The following is a 20,833-nucleotide window of genomic DNA, read 5'->3' as shown; positions in this document are numbered from 1 at the left end:
AGGTAAAAATCCGTCGTAACGCACCACCTATCATCAACTAGGTAGCCGGTTACAATTAAAGATAACATACAAAGAACCAGAAGCCTGTCCCACTATCTAACAATTAATTGAGATTACTTACTGAGTCAGTAATCAGTGGGGAAGTGGTAACTGGTAACTGATAACTGGTAACTGATAACTGGTAACTGATAACTGATAACTGATAACTGAATATGAGTAACTCGGAAGAAAATAGACTAGATAGACTCGAATCTCTTGCTGAAAATACCCTAACAGAACTACAGGAGATTAAATCAGGATTACAGGAGATTAGATTAGGATTACAGGAGATTAAATTAGGACTACAGGAAACCAATCAGGGATTAAAAGAAACTAGAGCGATCGCTAATTCTAACGCCAAATCGATCGAAGCGTTAACTAATAGTCTTGCTCAGTCTAAAAAAGAATGGGAAAAAGACAGACAGGGACTTGATCAACTGCTAGGACAATTAACTCGATCGATGTCGGATTTTTATGAGGTTCAGTCAGATTTTTACAATCGATTTGACAATGAAGGAAGACAATCCCGCATGGTTGAGATTTTAGATCGTTATTTTCCCCCCGAAAATCCTGCCAATTCTTAGCATAAATAGCTAAAAAACTGATAACTGATGGTGGGTTACGGCCAATAGATCAATTAATAATTAATTCTAATAATTTGTCATTGCCTAACCCACCCTACCTAACTTTTTTACTTTTTCCTTTAAAACTTATGTCTATTCCCTTGATTCTTGCTTCCGCTTCTCCCGCGCGTAAAAAACTATTACAAATGGTAGGAATCGATCCGATTGTGCGAGTGAGTAACTTTGATGAATCGACAATTAATGCCGATGATACTCTCCATCTTGTCCAAACTTTAGCCCAATGTAAAGCGCAAACGATCGCCCCCCAATTTGATTTAGGATTAATTCTTGGTTGTGATTCCGTCTTAGAAGTAGCGGGGGAAGTCTATGGCAAACCCAAGGATAAATCAGAAGCGATCGAGCGTTGGCAAAAAATGCGTGGTCAGGTGGGTACACTCTATACAGGTCATGCTTTAATCGATCGAGTTAATCATCAAACTTTGACTCGTTGTGGGATTACTAAAGTTCACTTTGCCAATATCAGCGATGAAACAATTATTGCCTACGTTGACACCGAAGAACCCCTCAAATGTGCCGGCTGTTTTGCCTTAGAAGGAAAGGGGGGTTTATTCATAGAAAGATTGGAGGGATGTCACAGTAATGTTATCGGTTTAAGTTTACCCCTATTTAGGCAGATGTTAACGGATTTTGGCTACCAAATCACTGACTTTTGGTGATCTTTTGGCTGATAATTTTCCCAAATTTATTGACAAAAGGGCTTGACAAATTCTCAGATTTGTGTTAACCTTTTATTATAATGGGAATCCGTGTCGCCCTGCGAACCCCTCTTTTTTCTATCGGATAGCCCCAAAATTTTTAACCCTTTCCTTTTCACTTTTTCCCGAAAAAACTATGTCTTGCTTGCGCGTGGGAATTGCCGGTCCGGTGGGTTCAGGAAAAACAGCCCTTCTCGATGCTCTGTGTAAAAATTTGCGGGATCAATATCCGATCGCCGTAGTCACCAATGACATTTATACTCAAGAAGATGCCCAATTTTTAGTGCGATCGCAAGCTTTAGCCCCGGAAAGAATTTTAGGAGTAGAAACGGGAGGATGTCCCCATACAGCTATTCGCGAGGATGCCTCAATTAACTTAGTTGCCATTGAACAGTTAGAGAGAAAATTTGCTAACTTAAAGCTAATTTTTCTGGAAAGTGGTGGTGACAACTTAGCGGCAACCTTTAGCCCCGAATTAGTAGATTTAACCATCTATGTGATTGACGTGGCAGCCGGAGATAAAATCCCTCGCAAGGGAGGACCTGGTATCACCAAATCAGATTTATTGGTAATCAATAAAATAGATTTAGCCCCGATGGTGGGGGCAGATTTAGGGGTCATGGATAGAGATGCCAAAAAGATGCGCGGGGATAAACCCTTTATCTTCACCAACTTGAAAACACGGGAAGGATTAGAGCGAGTGATTGCCTTTATCGAAAAGAATTTATAATAACTATTGCTAGGAATAAAAAAGAGAGCGCCAGAAAAATTTAGGTAAAGCTAACATTCTTTTCCAGCGCCAAGGTTCCTGATATAGTCGATACAACCACTCTAAATTATTGTCACAGAAAAAGCGAGGGGCGCGGATTTTTATCCCGGACCAGATATCAAAACTGCCCCCCACACCTACCCAGATAGCTTGGGGACAGAGATGGCGATGTTCCCTAATCCAATATTCTTGTCGGGGTACTCCCAAACCAACTAAAATTAACCGAGGTTGTTGATCTTTTAACACCTCGATCCAATCGGACATTTCCTCGGAAGATAGATAACCGTGGTTAGCCAGAATACGGATATTAGGTATCTTTTTCTGCCAATTACTTGCCGCTTTTTCCGTAATCCCCGGTTTACCACCAAAAAAAGCAATAGGAGAACTTTCTCCCTGCATTCCTAACTCAGTAATTAAGGATTCTGATAATTCAATACCGGGGCAGCGGGTTTGTTTTCTGCCCCTTAATTTTAAGTAAATAACAATCCCCGCGCCGTCGGGAATAACTAAATCTGCTTCCCGAATAACTTGGGCTACTTTAGCATCATTTTCTCCTAACATTGCCATTTCTGCATTGAGAGTGACAACGTGGGAACCAAAACCTTGATAGAGGCGATCGATTAACCAACGACTGTAGTTATCGAGGAGATGAACCGGTAAACCAAGAACAGAATATTTGGGGGGAGTTTCTAACATATAATTCATCTTGATTTAGTTTTTATTTTATCGAGAAATTGGCACAAAATCCACCCCAAAACTAGAACGAGAACCGGGTTTAACTACCACTAATTGCACGGATTGATTGCGATCGCCAGACGGTAAAAATCGCACTGGATTAGTCGCCCCAGGCACAGAAAAATCACTGCTTCTTAACGCCTGTTTAACTCCCTCTCGGCTAGATTCTGCCTTAATGCCAGCGATTAAAGCCTGGGTAGCGTCATAGGCGGTGGCAGTGCGCCAATTTACGTCTCCTTGCCACAATTGGCGGGAATTATTCACAAAAGGACTGTTCGGATTAGCCGCCAAATGCCAAGCGACAGCCACAACCATGTCCAGGGCATTTTTTCCGCCTACATCCAGAGTTTTGGGGCTATAAACGACATCACCCGCCACAATCGGTAATTTTTGACCATTGATGTGAACCACCTGCAAAGCCTTATCTAGGGTACCACTATCCCCAAGAAGGGCGATTAGATTTGCTCCCTCCTGTTGAGCTTGTTGGAGGCTTTTAGACGGGGAAAAAGTCAGGGAAGATAGATCAAATTCACTCACCACTTGACCTCCTCCTAATCCTAAAGCGGTGATAAATTCAGATTTTAGGGATTGACTATAATTACTTTGGGAGTTAAAAAATACCACTGCCTTGACGTTAGGATTTTTTTGCAAGCTAGATTCGGCTAATGCCCGTGCCGCCACAAAATCACTGGGAACAGAACGAAAGATATAGTCACCAAAATTGGAGAGTTTAACTGAGGTACTGACGGGGGAAATCATTACTAATCCTGCTTTTTGATAGATAGCCGCCGCCGCTAAAGAGGTGTCACTGCTAGTGTGTCCTACTACTCCTAAAATACTGTTGTCAGCCGCTAATTTTTGGGCAATTTGAACGGCAATTTCGGGATTATAAGCATCATCAGCAATGAGAACTTTTAAAGGAGTGCCATTAATTCCCCCGGCTTGATTGATTTGATTTTGAGATTGGGCAACTCCTCGTAAAATTTCTAGGGAGGTGTTGACACTGCCCCCAATTGGCACGGAAACGGCGATACTATAGGACTTAGCTTCACCAATACGGGCGTTATTTAAGTAGATGAGAGCTTCGGGATCATTTCGATTAGTTTGCAGGGATCTTTCTAGGAGGTAAACTGCTTGCTGAAAGTCTCCTTTTCCGAGTGCCTGTATGGCGGCTTGTTTGTCAGAAGAAGCCCCTTCAACTACTAATAAGTTTTCCCCTTGACTAAATCTTGCTTGTGCCGATATCGATTTTTGCCCGGGTGATATTTTCTCGATGTTAGAAAGATTGTTTGGGTTCTTTCTTTCTTGAAAAAGAATGTATAACCACCAACTACCAGCCCCAAAAAATATTAGGGTAATCAGCAGGGCTAAAAGCAGGGTAACGGTCTCATTTTTCTGGCTCATGGGCTGATCAACTAAGATTAAATTAATGGTTTAATCGAGATTTATGTTAATAAAAGTAACATTTTTGGTTTTTTAATAGGGCTAATTCAAGTCTGAATGGCACCAATACCCAGCCTACCTTGATAGAATACCTCATTTGGGGTTTGATAGTCAAGACATTGTTTAAATGCGTCTTAGCTTATTAGCGATACTTTACCTTTTTGTTTGGGAATCTTCTAAATGTTTTATTAAAACATTGGAGGATAAAGGACCGTGTAAATGACTCCAGGGTAAAACCTGTTCTAAACGCCATTGTTGATGAACATAATAATCTAGAGGGGGAATTTGTCCTTTTAGTTCCTTAAAAGCCCGTTTATAACTGCCTAAAGAATCTCCGTAGCCACGGGTTAATTCTAACAGGGAATTTAAGCGGCGATCTCCTCTAGACAATAGGGCTTGAATCACCGACCAATTATAACTTTCTGGACGAAATTCTATGCCCTGTTTACCTAATTGTTTCTCTAGATATTTTAATCTTTTTTCGGCCATTTTATTAACTCCAAACCACTGAAAAGGAGTATGAGATTTAGGCACAAAGGTGCTGCAACCGAAAGAAATTCGCAGTCCAGAGGCGGCTTTTTTTAAGGCTATTAACATTTCCACAGTTGCGCCAATATCTTCGGTTTCTTCTCCCGGTATTCCCACCATACCATAGAGTTTTATACCTTTTAAACCGCCCGCTTTAGCATTAATGGCAGCCTGAATAATTTCATCATTGGCTAACTTTTTGTTGATAATTTCCCGCAAGCGATCAGAACCACTTTCTACGGCAATAGTAATTGATTTGCTGTCTCTTAGGGATAAAATTCTAGCTAATTTTTCCGTGACAGTATTAGTTCTAACTGAAGCGATCGAGAGTCTAACTCCCTCAAATTTTGGTTGAAAAAGATAATCAAGTAAGGTTTCAAATTCAGGATGTTGGCTGACGGAAGCACCTAATAAACCCAGGCGATCGGTCACTTTTAAACCTTTTTCAATGGCGGGAATTAAAGATTCTAAACTAGCAGTACGAAAGGGTAAAGTTAGATAACTAGCTAAACAAAAACGGCACATTTCTGGACAACTTCGCACCACCTCTACCATATAAATATTCTCCCATGCCGCTTGTTTTGTCACCACCGTAGAAGCTGAAAGGGTATTACTGCGATAGGTTTGTTTACTAACAAAGGCGGGAATATTATTATCTATGGGTAGAATTGCCGTAATTTCGCCATCAGGACTATCATAATTAACGGTGTATAAACTAGGAACATACACCCCCGGAACCTGGGCTAAATGACGGAGTTTTGTCGGGCGATCGGCGTTTCTAACCTCTTGATAGGCATTAATAAAATCAGCAATTAAATTTTCACCATCTCCCAATAAAATTACATCAAAAAAAGCGGCAAAAGGTTCGGGATTAGCGGTTAAAACCGGTCCACCTCCAAAAATTATCGCTTGCTGATCTTGCCGTTGATGACTGTGGCAAGGAATGTCTAAAGATTCTAACAGCGAGAGGATATTAACATAGTCCAATTCCCAGGAAAAGGAAAAGCCGACTAATTCGGGATAACGGGGTAAACATTCTTGAAAATCCGTAAATAAACGACTAACTTGTATATCCGATCGCAGGGCTAAAGTTGCCCAAACAATTTGATAACCTAAACTGGTTATACCCACAGAATACTGATTAGGAAAGGCAAAAATAGTTCTAAGGGCATCACTGTGGGGTATTGCGGGAGTAAAGAGTAGTTTTTCGTCTTGTAAGATGGTCATTTCAGTTATCAGTTATCAGTTATCAGTGACTACCAGTAGTCTTCAGTAGCTTTTAATTTTCATTCTCTTGAAAGGGGAGACTTGTTACCTCTTGTTTTTGGTCATATATAAGTTTAATTTAATCGGGGGGTGAAGGAGGGGAAAATATCTCAATATACAGTTCTAGGATACTATCTCAGGTTATGATCCTAGGGATTCGGTGGTCAAGAACAAATTTAAGTTATACTTCCTGCCTAGGCATAGCTATTGTATTTACAGGATATTTTCTCTTATATCCTAGCAATTTTCACAGCTTAACTAGGTGTCGATTGATCCCCTTCACCCCAGCCAGAATGAAATCTATGAATAACCCAGAAGAATACGTTATAATCATGGCGAAAATCCTAGATTTAACCATTCCCGATCGCTATTTAAATTCTGTGGTTGAAAACTGGCAACGCTTGCAAGAAATCGCCAGTTTAGTGACAGAATTTCCCTTAGAGGATGACGGGGAAAGCGCCCTCAGCTTTGAACCATGACTATTTCTGTGAGCAATTTAGCTCGATCGATCCAAAATCGTCAAACTAGCGCCTTAGAAGTTATTAGCCAGACTTTGGCGGAGATAGAGGCAAAAAATACCCATTTAAATTGCTTTACCGACATTTTACACCCTAGGGCGCTCGCTCAAGCCCAAAAAATCGATCAAGCGATCGCCAATGGGGAACCCGTCGGTGTCTTAGCAGGAGTCCCCTTCGCCGTCAAAAATCTCTTTGATATCGAGGGTATTGTCACCCTTGCTGGTTCCAAAATCAATCGAGATCACCCTGCCGCCGGACAAGATGCGATCGCTATTCAAACCCTAGAAGCGGCTGGGGCAGTTTTGGTGGGGGCGACCAATATGGATGAGTACGCCTACGGTTTTGTCACCGAAAATGCCCATTATGGGGCCACTGCCAACCCCCTCGATCCCAGTCGCGTCTCGGGGGGATCCTCCGGCGGTTCCGCCGCTGCCGTTGCCGCTAATTTAGTGCCTCTCGCCCTCGGTTCCGATACTAATGGTTCGGTGAGGGTTCCCGCCGCTTGCTGTGGCGTGGTGGGGCTAAAACCCACCTTTGGGCGCGTATCCCGTCAGGGTCTATTTTTGTTCGTTAGTAGTTTGGATCATCCGGGATTTTTTACCGCCAATGTGGCGGATATGACGGCTATTTGGAGTCTTTTTGCCAAAAATAACCTTAAAGCTCCTTTAAATGGCTTAGAGGGGGTAAAAATAGCCCTTGCCGACGATTATTTTCAGCAGGGAGCCGAACTGGAAGTAATCGAGGCGGTGACAGCGATCGCCGAACGTTTGGGAGTGAGCCAAAAAATCACCATTCCCGAAACCACCCGCGCCAGAGCAGCCGCCTATATAATTACCGCTTCTGAGGGGGCAAATTGGCATTTACCGCGTTTACAGACCAGATTAGAGGATTTTGACCCCGCAACCCGGGATCGCTTCTTGGCAGGGGCATTAATTCCCTCTAGCTGGTATTTACAGGCTCAACGTTTTCGCCGTTGGTATCGCGATCGTCTGCGAGAGATTTTCACCGAAGTCGATATTATCCTCACCCCGACGATTCCCTGTATTGCGCCGCCGTTAGGAGTAGAAAAAATGATTATTGACGGGCAAGAGCTATTAATTAGACCTAATTTAGGCAGATTCACCCAACCTTTTTCTTTTATCGGTTTACCTGCCCTTTCTTTGCCGATTAAACGTTCATCCCAGCTACCTTTAGGTTTACAAATCATCGCCGCTCCTGATCGCGAAGACTTAATCCTAAGCGTAGCCATGGTTTTAGAGGAAATGCTGATAGATATCCCGCACCAGTGAGATTTCAAGGGCTTACTTCCCCTTAAAATCCCTAATTTAGGCACTTATTAAACGAAAAGGTCATTTTTCCAGTCTAAGTAAACAATCTACTGACTGGGAGACTCCTTTTCAATCACATCTAACCAAGCGGCGGCCGATCGCTCCCAAGTGTCAGTTAGGGCAATTTGACGACATCTTTCGCGCTCTTGGGCTAAAAGCTGGGGATTTTTCAGTAATTCGACGATTTTCCGGGCTATAGCTTCCTGAGTAGCCGGATCGGTTACTTCCCCCGGCACTTTCACACAGTAGTCCTTTTCTCGAAAAACGGCAAAATCCGTCACCACTGGCAGACAGCCTACCACTGCTGACTCGCGCACGGAAATACAATCGATCTCACGATAGGTGCAACCGTAGTAATGAATAGCAGAGCGAGCTTTTTCCTCGATGAGTTGACGATAACCGATCATTCCGCGATCAACTACCCCCGGACTAGCTTTAATCAAAGCCATTAAATTATCCCGCCATTCCTTGCGATCGCCATAGTCATCCCGTTTAGTAAAACCATAGTAGAGATGTAACTCGGCTGCGGGAATTGCCGCCTTGATCATCGGCCAGCCATGCTTTAACATTGACTCTAAGCCGCGATAATAACGAGAGGCATAGACTAGACGATAGGGAAGATACTCACTTTCCGGCACCGTCTCACTTACAGCCAAAAGGGAAGCATCAATACCATTAGGAACAATCGGACATTGATTATCGGGACAGAAATCCAGTAAATCCCGTTGATATTGGCTTTTACAGAAAATTTTGTCATATCTAGCCAAAATTTCGGGGGTATAGGAGGCTGCTGGCACTTTAATATCTTGCCAATCAAAAAAAATTCGTTCTGCCTTGGTACCAGGACGGCAATAGGTGGGATGACGAGAGATCACCAATGTCTCAAAGCGATCCTGCCAATTCATCTGGTAATAATTAACATAGCGAATCCCGTCCTGTTCCCCTTCCATACCCTCACAATTGCCAAAAATCGTCACTTTATAGCCGCGTTTCGTCCATTCTTGCGCTAAAAAAGCCACCGATGCCTGTGTACCACTGGCCCCCCGTTGCCAAATTTCCGCCGGAAGCATGGGACGATATTTTTCTGTGTAAATAACGATCGATTTTTTCGGCCAACGACGGGCGCTCAAACGTTGTTTAATTTGAAATAGAGAAGGTGCGCTGGCTCGTAGCCATTGTTTGAGATTAGATTGTAGGGATGGAGTAGCTTGTGACACTCTTTTTCTCCAAGATCGAGGGAAAATAGGGGCGATGGGTGATAGAGTCTTAGTTCCTTGAATTTAACTCGATTTCTCGACTCAGTAGAACAATTCGAGCCTATCATATAATAGGTTCAAGTCAAAAATCAATCTTTTTATTGCCATCTATCTGTAAGTAAATCTATGAAAATTGTCATCCCGATCGTGTTTTATCGCAAAGGAGGAGTAGAAAGAGTCATTATCTCTTTAATACCTAGCTTATTAGAATACGTCGAACAAATTATTATCGTCCTCCCTCGTCATGACATTGAATATTTTAAGTCTTTAATGCCCGATTCCGATAAACTTATCTACGAAAATTTTGATTTTTATCCCCAGAGTTTTGAGACAAAATTAATCTATTTTTATGGTCTTATAGCCAATTTTTACAAAACCCTAAGACTGAATTATATTCATCGTCTTTTCTCTCGTAGAATTGAGCTTTTACGCAGCGAAGCAAGAATCAATCAGATTATCAATCGTTACCAAGCTGATCACTGTTTGTATGGGATGACTAATCGGATTTCTCCCCCCAATGTCAAGGTTACTTTAAGTGGCATTATTTATGATGTGTTTTGGCAATTTGCTCCCTTAACTTACTCAGAATCCTATCAAGAACCCTACAATGAAGCGTTAAAAGAATGGTTAGATAAGGCCGATCTACTCTTCACAATTTCCCAAAAAACTAAAGACGATGTTTTAAAAGTTTTTCCCAATGCTACCTATGCCAGTAAATTAAAAGCTGTACCCTTAGCAGGATTTATCGAGCAGTCTCATCCCAAGAGTGATCTAGTCAAAAGTGAGCTAGTTACTTTTTATTTTCCCTCCTCTTTTGGTATCTACAAAGATCATCTGACTTTACTCAAAGCAGCCATGACACTAGCTAAAAAAGGTTTAAAATTTCAAATAGTTTTTATCGGCAAAGAAACCGATAATCTAGTTAGTGGAAATCTGCAATTGTCTCAACAGTCCCAAACTCAAGAATATCAAGATTATCTCAAAGAATGTACCCGACTTTATCGGGAAAATCAAGAAATTTTCGAGAGTCATATCAAGGGATTAGGTTATCAAGACTATGAAACCTTGCAATTTTATTATCAAACCTGTTCCTGTGTGGTATTTCCCTCAAAATACGAAGGTTTTGGATTAGCAATAGCAGAAGCAATTTTACAAGGTATTCCCGTTATCGCTTCCGATTTAGAAGTGTTTCAAGAACAGGTAGAATTATATAATTGTCCCGAAAGAGTGCAATTCTATCCTAGGGGAGATGCGGACAGTTTAGCCAATTGTTTAGAACAATTTATCCTCAATCCAATTCCTCGCTTGTTACCCGAAGATATCCCCAATAGAGTTAATCTCTGGACTTGGGAAGATGTGGCAAAAAAATATGTAGAAATACTGAAAGAAAATGCAGGTTACTGATCTCTATATCTACCCGATTAAATCCTGTCGAGGTATTCAATTATCCCAAGCTGAAGTGACTCCTAAAGGTTTACTCTGGGATCGGGAAATGATGTTGGTGGATGCTAAGGGTAAATTTATCACTCAAAGAGAATATCCGCAATTAGCCAGGGTTTCTATCAGGATGACAGGAGATAACTTTTCTCTGAAAACATCTCAAGATTCCCTAACTTTTTGTCCTAATTTCACAGGAGAAAAAAGAGCGGTTCAAATCTGGGAATCTCAAACCATAGCCATGGATCAAGGGGATGAAATCGCCGAATGGTTCCAGAAAATTCTCGACATTTCCTGTCGTTTAGTGCGACAATCTCCCGATTATCCACGTCCCGCGAATCATCGCTATGCAGGGAACGATCATACTCCCGTCAGCTTTGCCGATGGTTATCCAATTTTATTGACTAATACTGCTTCTTTAGAGGACTTAAATCGGCGTTTAGTCACACCGGTGCCGATGAATCGTTTTCGTCCTAATATTGTTATTAGTAGCGATCGAGCTTTTAGCGAAAGTAGTTGGCAAAAGATCAAAATTGCCGAGATCACCTATGCTCTAGTTAAACCCTGTAGTCGCTGTATTATCACCACCACCGATCAAGAAACAGGTAGAAGAAATCCCCAGCAAGAACCTTTAAAAACCTTAAGCACTTTTCGCAGTTTCCCCGGAGGCATCATGTTCGGAGAAAATGTCATCCCCGAAAAGACAGGTACAATTAGAGTCGGCGATCCTATTACCGTAATCTAGAGATCTAGAGATCTAGGGGGATAGAGGTTATCAGTTATCAGATGTGAGTTTTCAGTTCACTGATTAAGTACCTAAGCAAAATTAATTACACATATCTAACCCCGCTCTTGCCTATTGCATGAGTGCCTCTTGCCTATCTTCACTAGGAAATTAATTTTGCACGACTACTTACTGTTCACTGTTCACAGCAAAAAACTCCCCACTCCCCACTGATAACTGTGCGGGCATCAAGGTTAAGATAAATAACCATAAGAACAATACTTGATTAGAGACACTGAAACCATGCCCCTTGATACCGCATCGATTTTAGAAGTATTACGTCCCGTTCAAGATCCAGAACTGCAAAAAAGCCTAGTGGAATTGAACATGATCCGCAATGTGGCGATCGATGGCGGAAAAGTTAGCTTTACCCTAGTTTTGACCACTCCTGCCTGTCCTTTGCGCGAATTTATCGTGGAAGACTGCCAAAAAGCCGTTAAACAGCTGCCCGGGGTGGAAAGTGTCGCCGTGGAGGTAACTGCCGAAACCCCGCAACAAAAAGCTTTACCCGATCGCCAAGGCGTGGAGGGGGTTAAAAATATTATCGCCGTTTCCAGTGGTAAGGGCGGTGTCGGGAAAAGTACCGTGGCTGTCAATATCGCCGTCGCCTTAGCTCATTTAGGGGCAAAAGTGGGGCTATTAGACGCGGACATCTACGGCCCCAACGCCCCGACAATGTTGGGCTTAAATGACGCACAAGTGACCGTACAGGGCGCAAATGGCGAGATATTGGAACCCGCTTTTAACCATGGCATCAAAATGGTTTCCATGGGCTTTTTGATCAACCCCGATCAACCGGTAATCTGGCGCGGTCCGATGTTAAACGGCATTATCCGTCAGTTTCTCTATCAAGTCAATTGGGGCGATTTAGACTATTTAATCGTCGATATGCCTCCCGGTACCGGGGATGCACAATTAACTTTAATTCAATCGGTCCCCCTAGCCGGTGCGGTGATTGTCACCACTCCCCAGACGGTTTCTTTAATTGATGCGCGTCGGGGTTTAAAAATGTTCCAACAGCTAGGGGCGCGGGTTTTGGGTATCGTGGAAAATATGAGTTATTTTATCCCTCCAGATCAGCCCGATCGCTCCTATGATCTATTTGGGTCCGGTGGTGGGGAAAAAACCTCGCAAGAATTGGGCATTCCTTTACTGGGATGTGTACCTCTGGAGATATCCCTCCGGGAGGGCGGTGATACTGGTGTACCAGTGGTCTTGGGGCAACCAGAATCGGCCTCAGCTAAAGCCCTGATAGCGATCGCTCGTCAGGTGGCGGCGAAAGTATCCGTAGCAGCCTATAGTTAGGGTTTGCGGCAAAAAGTTTTTCGGTGGGGGCAGGGTGTAGGGTGTAGGGTGTAGGGTGTAGGATTTTACCCATTTTCAGGGAAAAAGTCCCTAAATTTTCCCCCCAATCACTCCAATGTCCGGTGCTTTTGGATTTCAAAAAGGTCTAAAAGTCTTATCGAACAATGTTTTTAGATTTATTGAGCAAACCCTAGTTAGTTAGTAAATTTGGGGAGAGAAATGGTGAGAAGACAGTCCCTTATTAGTAGGAAACTAAGCGGTTTTGGTGAGCAGTTTAGCTTTATTTTCCGGGATCTAGCCCAAATTGATTGGCTTTTGTTCGTTTTGGTGACGGGTTTAACCGTTTTCGGTGGTTTAATGATTCGTAGTGCCGAAAGGAACACCACCGCTCTCGACTGGTGGCAACACTGGTTATTCGGATCCGTGGGAGTGGCGATCGCTTTATTTCTGGCCCGTTGTCGTTACGAAAGTCTGCTCAAATGGCACTGGTTAACCTATCTTCTTACCAATCTCTCCCTAATTGCGGTAATTGTCCTAGGGGTGACGGCGAATGGGGCGCAAAGTTGGATTAATATCGGCAGTTTTAACGTGCAACCGTCGGAATTTGCCAAGGTAGGTTTAATTATCACCCTAGCAGCCCTCCTACATCATCGTCCCGCCGATAATCTTTTTGCGATCGCTCGTGTTTTTGCCGTCACTGCCATCCCCTGGGTGTTAATTATGGCGCAGCCGGACTTGGGGACAGGATTAGTCTTTGGTGCAATTACCCTAGGCATGATTTACTGGGCTAATGCGAAACTACCTTGGATGATTATCCTCTTATCTCCCCTCGCATCGGTTTTTCTGTTTAATTTACTTTTTCCTGCTTGGATTGTTTTAGCAATTATCATCGCTGTGCTTGCTTGGTTTACCCTTCCCTACCGTTTTTTATCTACTTTCCTCGTGGTGGCAACTAATTTGGCAGTGGGTAAATTAGGCGAGGTTTTTTGGGGTTTATTAAAAGAATATCAAAAAGATCGTTTAACCCTATTTCTTGACCCAGAAAAGAATCCTTTGGGGGGAGGTTATCAATTAATTCAATCCCGCATTGCCATCGGATCGGGAGAATTATTGGGAAGGGGATTACACCAAGGCACCCAAACCCAATTAAATTTTATTCCCGAACAACACACCGATTTTATCTTCTCTGTAGTCGGGGAAGAACTCGGTTTTGTCGGCAGTATTCTAGTTTTAATAGCTTTCTGGTTAATCTGTTGGCGTTTGTTAGTTATTGCTAATACTGCTAAAGAAAACTTCGGTTCTTTAATAGCGATCGGTGTTCTCTCGATGATCGCTTTTCAGGCAATTCTTAATATTAGCATGACCGTGGGATTAGCCCCGATTACAGGGATTCCTTTACCCTGGTTAAGTTATGGACGTTCATCTTTATTAACCAATTTTATCGCCTTGGGTTTAGTGGAATCCGTGGCTAATTATCGCCCCCGTAAGCGTTTGTACTAAGTAGTTGTACAGCTATCAGTTATCAGTGATCAGTTATCAGTGATCAGTTATCAGATTTGAGTTTTAAGTGTGGAGTATTAAATCCCACTTTCCGCACTTCTTAACATTCAATTAATAATTTTTACCAATATATTGCTTACAATCCTTGTCCAGTAAGGATTATAGCTACAATCATGGATTTTGATCAAGGTGAAGAATTGTAAATTTTTTTCTCAGAAAAAATCAATTATTGACAATGTTCTCAATAGTAGTTTCTATAATCAAGGTTTTTCGTTAAAACATCTTGGGGAATGTAAAAACATATACAAGTATATGAAGATATGCTGAATGTCGGATTTAGCAGAAATTGTTCTTAAGTGCTTGACATTGGCCAGATTAGTGCTTATTATGTTTCCCATCACCCAAACAAAGGCAAATTATTTGCACAATCCCAATTCTGAAAGCCATGCACAGCAAAGCTTTCAAGGGTTAGTACAGGTTGTTAGTTTTGTCTGAGTGATTAAACCTATTCACTCGAAATTACCAGAGGAATAACTATGGCATATCCCAACGATCAACAAGGTAAAGCACTTCCTTTCTTTGCTCGTTTCTTGTCCGTAAGCAAAGAGGAATCTTCCATCAAGTCTCCTTCCCCTGAGCCTACCTTCGGGACCACCTTGAAATACCCTTCTGACTGGGAAGAGTATTAAACTCAGATCACTTGAGTAATTACAGCACTTTTCTTGATTACACCGTACAGACAAAAAGCTAAAGGCTCCACTAACAAGGCTCGCAGCCAAAAAAACTGCACGTTGAGATCCTGAGAAGTGCTGTAAAGTAACTTTAGTAATTACTCAAGAAAAAACCAATACTGCAATAAGTCAAGCAAAAGCAAGACTTTTTGCAGCATTTTCTTGAGATTAGGATCAATAAAGACCGACCCAAAAGCCTTAAGATGGGTTAAAATGTAAGGACTTGCAACTGATATGAAAGAATCGCCTAAAGTTGTTTTATTGTTGACCCATAGCGGCGATTTTTTCACGATTGACCGCGTGGCTGAGGCGATAGAAAAAAAAGGAGTCACACCTTTTCGCTTAGATACCGATAAATTTCCCTTAGAGGTTCAATTAGCAGCCCAATTTAATGGTAAAAAAAGTTTTTATCAATTAACCTATAACCATCAATCTATTGATAGTCAACAGGTGCAATCTGTTTGGACAAGACGTATTTGGCAACCTGAACTAACAGGAGATTTAGATCCTCAGTTTCGGGAGGTTTGTGTGCGAGAATCCCAGACGACTTTGGCTGGTTTTTGGGATAGTTTAAGGTCAGCGCGTTGGTTAGATAATTTAGCGCAAATTGAGAAGGCTAAAAATAAGTTATTACAACTTCGTTTGGCCTCAGAAGTTGGCTTAATTATTCCCCCTACCTTAGTTACCAATAATCCTGATGCTGCCCGGGAGTTTTTTTCCCAGGTTCAGGGAAGAATGGTGAGTAAATTGTTAACTGCGATCGCCCACAGCATGGAATCGCCGGAATTTTTTCTTTATACCAGTAGGGTGAAAGCAGAAGACCTTGAGGAAGCGGAATCTTTACGCTATTGTCCCATGGTTTTTCAAGCGGAAATTCCCAAACAATTAGAATTGAGAGTTGTCGTGGTTAATGGACAGACATTTGTGGGAGCTTTAGAATCTTCTCAGTATAATAATTCTGCCGTAGATTGGCGAAGACCTGGTATTGATCCTGGTGCTTGGCAACATCATACTTTACCCGATTCACTATTGCAGCAACTTCAGATTTTTATGGCTAATTTAGGGTTGAATTTTGGGGCGTTTGATTTTATCTTAACTCCTGGGGGAGAATACGTTTTTTTAGAAGTTAATCCGGGTGGTGAGTGGGGAATGTTAGAACGGGATTTAGATTTACCTATTTCTAATGCAATCGCTGATTTTTTAGTCTTCGGTTGATCGGCAAAGCTGGCGCTCAAAAAATTGTTAATCCTAAGTTTTCAAGGAAATCTATGACCGTTTTAATTGTTACTTTTAGCCACGATAATGAAAGTATTCCTCTGGTAATCAAAGCCATAGAAACGATGGGGAAAAAAGCCTTCCGTTTTGATACTGATCGCTTCCCTACAGAGGTGAAAGTTGATCTTTACTCAGACGATAAAAAAGGCGGAATTATTACCGATGGAGAACAAAAATTAGAGCTAAAAGAAGTTTCTTCTGTCTGGTATCGACGCATGAGATACGGACTAAAATTACCCGATGGGATGGATAGTCAATTTCGCGAAGCTTCTCTTAAGGAATGTCGGTTAAGTATTCGAGGAATGATTGCTAGTTTATCTGGTTTTCATCTTGACCCAATTGCTAAGGTAGATCATGCCAATCATAAACAATTGCAGTTACAAGTAGCGCAACAATTAGGTTTATTAATTCCTGGGACTTTAACTTCTAATAATCCTGAAGCTGTCAAGCAATTTGCTCAGGAGTTTGAAGCGACAGGAATTGTGACTAAAATGCTTTCTCAATTTGCTATTTATGGAGACAAGCAAGAGGAAATGGTTGTTTTTACAAGTCCTGTTACTAAGGAAGACCTAGATAATTTGGAAGGTTTGCAATTTTGTCCCATGACTTTTCAGGAAAACATTCCTAAAGCTTTGGAATTACGCATCACTATCGTCGGTGAACAAATATTTACGGCGGCGATTAATTCCCAACAATTAGACGGCGCTATCTACGATTGGCGAAAAGAGGGAAGAGCGCTCCATCAACAATGGCAACCCTACGATTTACCGAAAACTATTGAAAAGCAACTACTAGAATTAATGAAATATTTCGGTCTTAATTATGGTGCAATTGATATGATTGTCACACCAGATGAACGTTATATCTTTTTAGAAATTAATCCCGTTGGCGAGTTTTTCTGGCTAGAACTTTATCCTCCTTATTTTCCTATCTCCCAGGCAATCGCTGAAATCCTTGTCAACTCATAAACTGGCAAAGACAGAGCCAGAGTATTTTATCGCATCGACGAGGCTCTGACTCCCGATTCCCCCCGACTCCTGACTTGAAAGAGGGTGTAGGGTGTGGGAAGTGGGGAAGTGGGGAGTTTTCTCAGTGAACTGATAACTGATAACTGATAACTGATAACTGACTCCTAACCCCACCAACAAACTTTTTCAGCAAACCCTACTTAATTTCCAGACCAAGACTTTCTCTCGTGCTTCTATCAGATCCATGCCTATTTTTTCTAAAACTCGCTTTGAAGCTATATTATCGGGAGCGCAGCCGGCGGTCACTGTTTGCATACCAGGTTGAGAAAGTGTCCAGTCCATCATTGCTTTTGTCGCCTCGGATGCGTAGCCTTGTCGTCGATATAACGGCGCTACTTGATAGCCAATTTCTACAGCATCTGTGGGTAAACCTGTGACATCAGGAATAATTTTGATCATCACATGACCAATAAGGGTATTTTCTGCTTGATGAATAATTAAACTCCCCCACCCCCACTCATTTTGTAAGGGGAATTGCAGCAAAATATTGGCAATATCAGGGAAAGCTTGAATCAACTCTTGTTCGGCCCAGTCAGCTGCAACTTTTACCCCCAAAATTGTTGCTAATTCATCGATACCTATAATTGCGGCCTTGAGAAGTTCAAGCTTGAAGGGGACTAAATATAATCGTTCCGTCACCAGTTTTTCCAGTGCTTTCATTTGATAAAACTCCTATACCAGTTATCAGTTATCAGTTATCAGTTAGTAGCTTGTTAATCAACTTACCCAGCAAAAACCTCATTCTCTAGTTCTCCTGAGAGGGGGAAGTCTGAATACTCTGTCTCACTTTCAATCTGTTTGTCACCCCATTAGCTATATTCTCACCCATTTTAAGGTTTTTGGGTCTTTATCGTAACGATAATTAAAACCATCTTTGGCAGTAATAATTTTACCTAAACTGGCACGACTCCGGACGTTACTTAAAGAATAATCAGTTAGAGACTGCATTTGTTGATGGGACAAACCTTCGGCTATTTCAGAAACTCCGGCAATTTCCGCATCATGCTCAGTTTTAACCTCAGACAAAGTCTCTATTTTTACCGCCGAGAAATTTTCTGATTTTTTTGATGTCATCACTAGGTTATTAACTTTTTTGCGCTGATAATCTTCTACAGTTGACAGCTGCCAATGGGAATTTTCTGTTAACTCTAAGACCCATCGATGATAATTAAATAAACTTTCCCGATGACCAACACTAATAAAAGTGGTTTCACTTTCCTGTAATTGCTGATATAAGCTGGCTTCATTGGCCAAATCTAAAGCGCTGGTTGCTTCATCTAAGATAGTAAAAGTGGGTTTAGTGATTAATAGTCGAGCAAAAGCTAGTCTTTGCTGTTCTCCCAGAGATAAAATTTGTTCCCAATTGACTTGTTTATCTAAGGTATTTTTGTCAGTTAATAAATGTTGCAGGTTGACTTTTTTTAAGATGTTTTCTAATTCTTCATCGCTCACCTGCTCATTGGTATGGGGATAAAGTAATTGCTGGCGTAAAGTGCCAAGGATAATATAAGGACGTTGGGGTAAAAATAACATTTTAGCTAAAGGAGGACGCACTAAACGGCCGCTACCTGCTTTCCATAAACCGGCGATTGCTCGTAACAAGGAACTTTTTCCTCGACCACTGGGGCCAATAATCAGTAGGCTTTCTCCCAAAGGAACAGAAACCGATAAATTCTCCACAATTACCTTTTCATAATCGGGAGTTTGTAGGGTAAAATTTTCAAAAGCTAGACGATTATCTTCCAGGGTGATAATACGACTTAAGTTTTTCGGCTCTTCACTGGCAACTTTTAAGGCATCTGTCAAGGTAGCTAACCGTTCAATATAACTTGAAACTTTACCCGATGTTCCCCATTCAGTAATTAATTGTCCCAAGGCATTAGAAAAAAGGAAACAGCATAAACTCGCTTGACTAATTTCCCCATAATCGATTTCGTTTTTAATAAACATCGGGGTCAAAATAAACATTGAAAATACACTAATCGCTGACTGATAACCTCGATTAAAAAGATTATTAAACCGTTCCCAATTGATCAGTTTTTCCGAGCTTTGAATAACCCGTTCAAAACGGCCTTCAATGATTTTTTCTTCCTGCTCTTCTCCCTGAAAAAAAGCAATGGATTCGGCGTGGTTACGCACATGGGTTAAAGCATAATTATAATCAGCTTTATTATTAAGTTCAGATTGATTAATTTTGTTTAATTCTTGAGTTAGATAAATTGCTATTAAATTTCCTGTGATCGTATAAATGATCAGATAAACCGCAATTTGCCGAGAAATTGTCCAAAGAATAATCGCAAAAGTAATCATTTGTAACCCTTTTTCCACGAAGGTAATTAACAACCTTAGGGTCATGGTCGTAATTGGTTCAATTTCTTGAGATAGTCTTTGATCGGGATTTTTTAAGTCCGAGGTAAAATCAATATTATAATAAGCGCGATAATTGAGATACTTTTTAACGGTTTGTTTCGTTAACCATTGATACCAATCTAAGGCTACTTTGCGACGAATAAATTGAGAAAAAGCAAATAAACCCGTTGCCACGATAATCAAAAAACTGGATAACCACAACGTATTTAGATATTTAGAAAGGTCTCTATCTTCAATAATAATATCGAGTACATAACGATTCCAGTAACTACTAAAAGCTTCTACCCCCACCGTTGCCAAGATACTTAAAAAAACCAAAGCTGACATCCCCCAAGAAATGAGTACATCTCCAAAGGCACGTCCATTTAACTCCGTTGGATACCAATAGGGTTGAGCCACAATTTTTAGGCTTTCCCAAAATTGACCAAATAGTGAAAAGGGATTCTTGGAGGACTGGTCGGACACAACAGGGTTTTCCGTTGCTTGTTTAGTAGTATCTTGGGGCATCTAGATGCAATTGGCAGTTCTTTTACTGTTCTCTTGACAACTCAATACTACATTGTAGCGGGAGAATTACCCGTTTTTGTCTTTTGGTAACATTTTTATCTCGAAGACGAAAGTGACCGATGATCCGGTCGTTGATGCTCTCAAAATCACCTTAAGTCATGTGCCGAAATGCTCAGGAGCGGATGGACAATCCGCAGTCTTGTGAATATTCGATTCTGACGACTAAACCGGAATTAGTCGCTACTTACCCAGTCCCAGTCTCTCAGAATACTGCCAACTATGGCGAGAAAGCTCTGAGATAACTAATAACTACTTGACCCACTTTTGTTACTGTGCCACTTTAGATACTGATTACTGGTCACTGAAAAACCCCCATCTCTCAATCTCCGTGATCCTCAAAATGATTAGCTAGTAGGAATTTTCGACTGGTATTCAACTCTTGCCAAAGCTGGTTAATTTTCTCGTAAGCTTCCGTAGAGGTAAGTTTTCCTCCACTGTGTAAACCGGCGATAAAAGAGACTCTCAGGGCGAATTCCTGCAAGTTAGCGTTAAAAACCAGATTTTGTGGCGTGAATAAACCCCTGTAGCTGGTTTTAGGGTAGAGAAAGTTATCTTTAGAATTGAATTTTTCCATTGTGACCAACCCCCCAGTATAGGATATCTACATTATTATAT

At 41.4% G+C, this 20,833-nt stretch carries 19 protein-coding genes; 12 read left to right on the top strand and 7 right to left on the bottom strand.

Annotation, left to right across the window (positions count from 1 at the left end):
- The first annotated feature begins 212 nt into the window (after positions 1 to 212).
- The 3 genes from myaer_RS15675 to ureG all read left to right on the top strand — a co-directional run bounded on the left by myaer_RS15675 (position 213) and on the right by ureG (position 2,108).
- Complete coding sequence (locus tag myaer_RS15675) at positions 213 to 623, top strand: hypothetical protein (protein ID WP_046662780.1); 411 nt, start codon at positions 213 to 215, stop codon at positions 621 to 623.
- Between the two features lie 128 nt (positions 624 to 751).
- Positions 752 to 1,339 (top strand): Maf family protein, encoded by a 588-nt coding sequence (locus tag myaer_RS15670; RefSeq protein WP_046663808.1) that lies wholly within the window; start codon positions 752 to 754, stop codon positions 1,337 to 1,339.
- A 175-nt stretch (positions 1,340 to 1,514) separates the two neighbouring features.
- The gene (ureG, locus tag myaer_RS15665) at positions 1,515 to 2,108 is read left to right on the top strand and encodes an urease accessory protein UreG (protein ID WP_002792251.1); all 594 of its coding nucleotides are present in this window, start codon (positions 1,515 to 1,517) and stop codon (positions 2,106 to 2,108) included.
- A 9-nt stretch (positions 2,109 to 2,117) separates the two neighbouring features.
- Here ureG and myaer_RS15660 read toward each other — a convergent pair whose 3' ends face one another.
- From myaer_RS15660 to myaer_RS15650, 3 genes are all read right to left on the bottom strand, one after another.
- Positions 2,118 to 2,843: a WecB/TagA/CpsF family glycosyltransferase gene (locus tag myaer_RS15660; protein ID WP_046662779.1), complete on the bottom strand. Its 726-nt coding sequence runs from the start codon at positions 2,841 to 2,843 to the stop codon at positions 2,118 to 2,120.
- A 27-nt stretch (positions 2,844 to 2,870) separates the two neighbouring features.
- Positions 2,871 to 4,286: an ABC transporter substrate-binding protein gene (locus myaer_RS15655; protein WP_046662778.1), complete on the bottom strand. Its 1,416-nt coding sequence runs from the start codon at positions 4,284 to 4,286 to the stop codon at positions 2,871 to 2,873.
- A gap of 192 nt (positions 4,287 to 4,478) precedes the next feature.
- Positions 4,479 to 6,080, bottom strand: a complete 1,602-nt coding sequence (locus myaer_RS15650; protein WP_046662777.1) for a B12-binding domain-containing radical SAM protein — start codon at positions 6,078 to 6,080, stop codon at positions 4,479 to 4,481.
- Between the two features lie 341 nt (positions 6,081 to 6,421).
- On the opposite strand from myaer_RS15650, the gene myaer_RS15645 reads away from it, so the two are divergent.
- A complete protein-coding gene (locus myaer_RS15645) occupies positions 6,422 to 6,598 on the top strand; it encodes a DUF4089 domain-containing protein (protein ID WP_002740449.1) in 177 nt (58 codons plus the stop codon).
- Positions 6,595 to 7,926 carry an AtzE family amidohydrolase gene (locus myaer_RS15640; RefSeq protein WP_046662776.1) on the top strand — a complete coding sequence of 444 codons (1,332 nt, stop codon included), beginning with the start codon at positions 6,595 to 6,597 and terminating at the stop codon, positions 7,924 to 7,926. Before myaer_RS15645 ends, myaer_RS15640 begins: the two co-directional genes overlap by 4 nt.
- A gap of 86 nt (positions 7,927 to 8,012) precedes the next feature.
- On the opposite strand, the gene myaer_RS15635 is transcribed toward myaer_RS15640, so the two are convergent.
- The gene (locus tag myaer_RS15635; protein WP_046662775.1) at positions 8,013 to 9,182 is read right to left on the bottom strand and encodes a glycosyltransferase; all 1,170 of its coding nucleotides are present in this window, start codon (positions 9,180 to 9,182) and stop codon (positions 8,013 to 8,015) included.
- A gap of 165 nt (positions 9,183 to 9,347) precedes the next feature.
- Between myaer_RS15635 and myaer_RS15630 the strand changes: the two genes are divergently transcribed.
- From myaer_RS15630 to myaer_RS15595, 7 genes are all read left to right on the top strand, one after another.
- Positions 9,348 to 10,625: a glycosyltransferase gene (locus myaer_RS15630; protein WP_046662774.1), complete on the top strand. Its 1,278-nt coding sequence runs from the start codon at positions 9,348 to 9,350 to the stop codon at positions 10,623 to 10,625.
- Entirely contained in the window at positions 10,612 to 11,403 is a 792-nt protein-coding gene (locus myaer_RS15625; protein WP_046662773.1) for an MOSC domain-containing protein, read from the top strand. Before myaer_RS15630 ends, myaer_RS15625 begins: the two co-directional genes overlap by 14 nt.
- A 282-nt stretch (positions 11,404 to 11,685) precedes the next feature.
- On the top strand, positions 11,686 to 12,747 hold the full coding sequence (locus tag myaer_RS15620) for an Mrp/NBP35 family ATP-binding protein (protein ID WP_002796707.1): 1,062 nt from the start codon (positions 11,686 to 11,688) through the stop codon (positions 12,745 to 12,747).
- A gap of 219 nt (positions 12,748 to 12,966) precedes the next feature.
- Entirely contained in the window at positions 12,967 to 14,247 is a 1,281-nt protein-coding gene (gene rodA, locus myaer_RS15610; protein ID WP_080949773.1) for a rod shape-determining protein RodA, read from the top strand.
- 536 nt (positions 14,248 to 14,783) lie between these two features.
- Positions 14,784 to 14,936 carry a microviridin/marinostatin family tricyclic proteinase inhibitor gene (locus myaer_RS15605; RefSeq protein WP_071846476.1) on the top strand — a complete coding sequence of 51 codons (153 nt, stop codon included), beginning with the start codon at positions 14,784 to 14,786 and terminating at the stop codon, positions 14,934 to 14,936.
- Between the two features lie 276 nt (positions 14,937 to 15,212).
- Positions 15,213 to 16,193: an MvdC family ATP-grasp ribosomal peptide maturase gene (locus tag myaer_RS15600; RefSeq protein ID WP_046662772.1), complete on the top strand. Its 981-nt coding sequence runs from the start codon at positions 15,213 to 15,215 to the stop codon at positions 16,191 to 16,193.
- 53 nt (positions 16,194 to 16,246) lie between these two features.
- Entirely contained in the window at positions 16,247 to 17,221 is a 975-nt protein-coding gene (locus myaer_RS15595; protein ID WP_046662771.1) for an MvdD family ATP-grasp ribosomal peptide maturase, read from the top strand.
- Positions 17,222 to 17,407: 186 nt separating this feature from the next.
- Here myaer_RS15595 and myaer_RS15590 read toward each other — a convergent pair whose 3' ends face one another.
- The 3 genes from myaer_RS15590 to myaer_RS15580 form a co-directional block, all read right to left on the bottom strand.
- On the bottom strand, positions 17,408 to 17,941 hold the full coding sequence (locus tag myaer_RS15590; protein ID WP_046662770.1) for a GNAT family N-acetyltransferase: 534 nt from the start codon (positions 17,939 to 17,941) through the stop codon (positions 17,408 to 17,410).
- Positions 17,942 to 18,094: 153 nt separating this feature from the next.
- Positions 18,095 to 20,158, bottom strand: a complete 2,064-nt coding sequence (locus myaer_RS15585) for an ABC transporter ATP-binding protein/permease (RefSeq protein WP_046662769.1) — start codon at positions 20,156 to 20,158, stop codon at positions 18,095 to 18,097.
- Positions 20,159 to 20,537: 379 nt separating this feature from the next.
- Entirely contained in the window at positions 20,538 to 20,792 is a 255-nt protein-coding gene (locus myaer_RS15580; protein ID WP_002783089.1) for a DUF7219 family protein, read from the bottom strand.
- Positions 20,793 to 20,833 lie beyond the last annotated feature (41 nt).

Origin of the sequence: Microcystis aeruginosa NIES-2549 (genome assembly GCF_000981785.2) — a bacterium.
GTDB classification, from domain to species: Bacteria; Cyanobacteriota; Cyanobacteriia; order Cyanobacteriales; family Microcystaceae; genus Microcystis; species Microcystis aeruginosa_C.
This window is presented reverse-complemented; position numbering and strand designations above follow the sequence as displayed.

Excerpts from the sequence above, each read along its gene's own strand:
- myaer_RS15675 (WP_046662780.1), top strand. The coding sequence starts at position 213 with ATGAGTAACTCGGAAGAAAATAGACTAGATAGACTCGAATCTCTTGCT.
- myaer_RS15645 (WP_002740449.1), top strand. The coding sequence starts at position 6,422 with ATGAATAACCCAGAAGAATACGTTATAATCATGGCGAAAATCCTAGAT.
- myaer_RS15630 (WP_046662774.1), top strand. The coding sequence starts at position 9,348 with ATGAAAATTGTCATCCCGATCGTGTTTTATCGCAAAGGAGGAGTAGAA.
- myaer_RS15660 (WP_046662779.1), bottom strand. The coding sequence starts at position 2,843 with ATGTTAGAAACTCCCCCCAAATATTCTGTTCTTGGTTTACCGGTTCAT.
- myaer_RS15670 (WP_046663808.1), top strand. The coding sequence starts at position 752 with ATGTCTATTCCCTTGATTCTTGCTTCCGCTTCTCCCGCGCGTAAAAAA.
- ureG (WP_002792251.1), top strand. The coding sequence starts at position 1,515 with ATGTCTTGCTTGCGCGTGGGAATTGCCGGTCCGGTGGGTTCAGGAAAA.
- myaer_RS15595 (WP_046662771.1), top strand. The coding sequence starts at position 16,247 with ATGACCGTTTTAATTGTTACTTTTAGCCACGATAATGAAAGTATTCCT.
- myaer_RS15580 (WP_002783089.1), bottom strand. The coding sequence starts at position 20,792 with ATGGAAAAATTCAATTCTAAAGATAACTTTCTCTACCCTAAAACCAGC.
- myaer_RS15590 (WP_046662770.1), bottom strand. The coding sequence starts at position 17,941 with ATGAAAGCACTGGAAAAACTGGTGACGGAACGATTATATTTAGTCCCC.
- rodA (WP_080949773.1), top strand. The coding sequence starts at position 12,967 with ATGGTGAGAAGACAGTCCCTTATTAGTAGGAAACTAAGCGGTTTTGGT.
- myaer_RS15585 (WP_046662769.1), bottom strand. The coding sequence starts at position 20,158 with ATGCCCCAAGATACTACTAAACAAGCAACGGAAAACCCTGTTGTGTCC.
- myaer_RS15605 (WP_071846476.1), top strand. The coding sequence starts at position 14,784 with ATGGCATATCCCAACGATCAACAAGGTAAAGCACTTCCTTTCTTTGCT.
- myaer_RS15650 (WP_046662777.1), bottom strand. The coding sequence starts at position 6,080 with ATGACCATCTTACAAGACGAAAAACTACTCTTTACTCCCGCAATACCC.
- myaer_RS15655 (WP_046662778.1), bottom strand. The coding sequence starts at position 4,286 with ATGAGCCAGAAAAATGAGACCGTTACCCTGCTTTTAGCCCTGCTGATT.
- myaer_RS15625 (WP_046662773.1), top strand. The coding sequence starts at position 10,612 with ATGCAGGTTACTGATCTCTATATCTACCCGATTAAATCCTGTCGAGGT.
- myaer_RS15620 (WP_002796707.1), top strand. The coding sequence starts at position 11,686 with ATGCCCCTTGATACCGCATCGATTTTAGAAGTATTACGTCCCGTTCAA.
- myaer_RS15600 (WP_046662772.1), top strand. The coding sequence starts at position 15,213 with ATGAAAGAATCGCCTAAAGTTGTTTTATTGTTGACCCATAGCGGCGAT.
- myaer_RS15640 (WP_046662776.1), top strand. The coding sequence starts at position 6,595 with ATGACTATTTCTGTGAGCAATTTAGCTCGATCGATCCAAAATCGTCAA.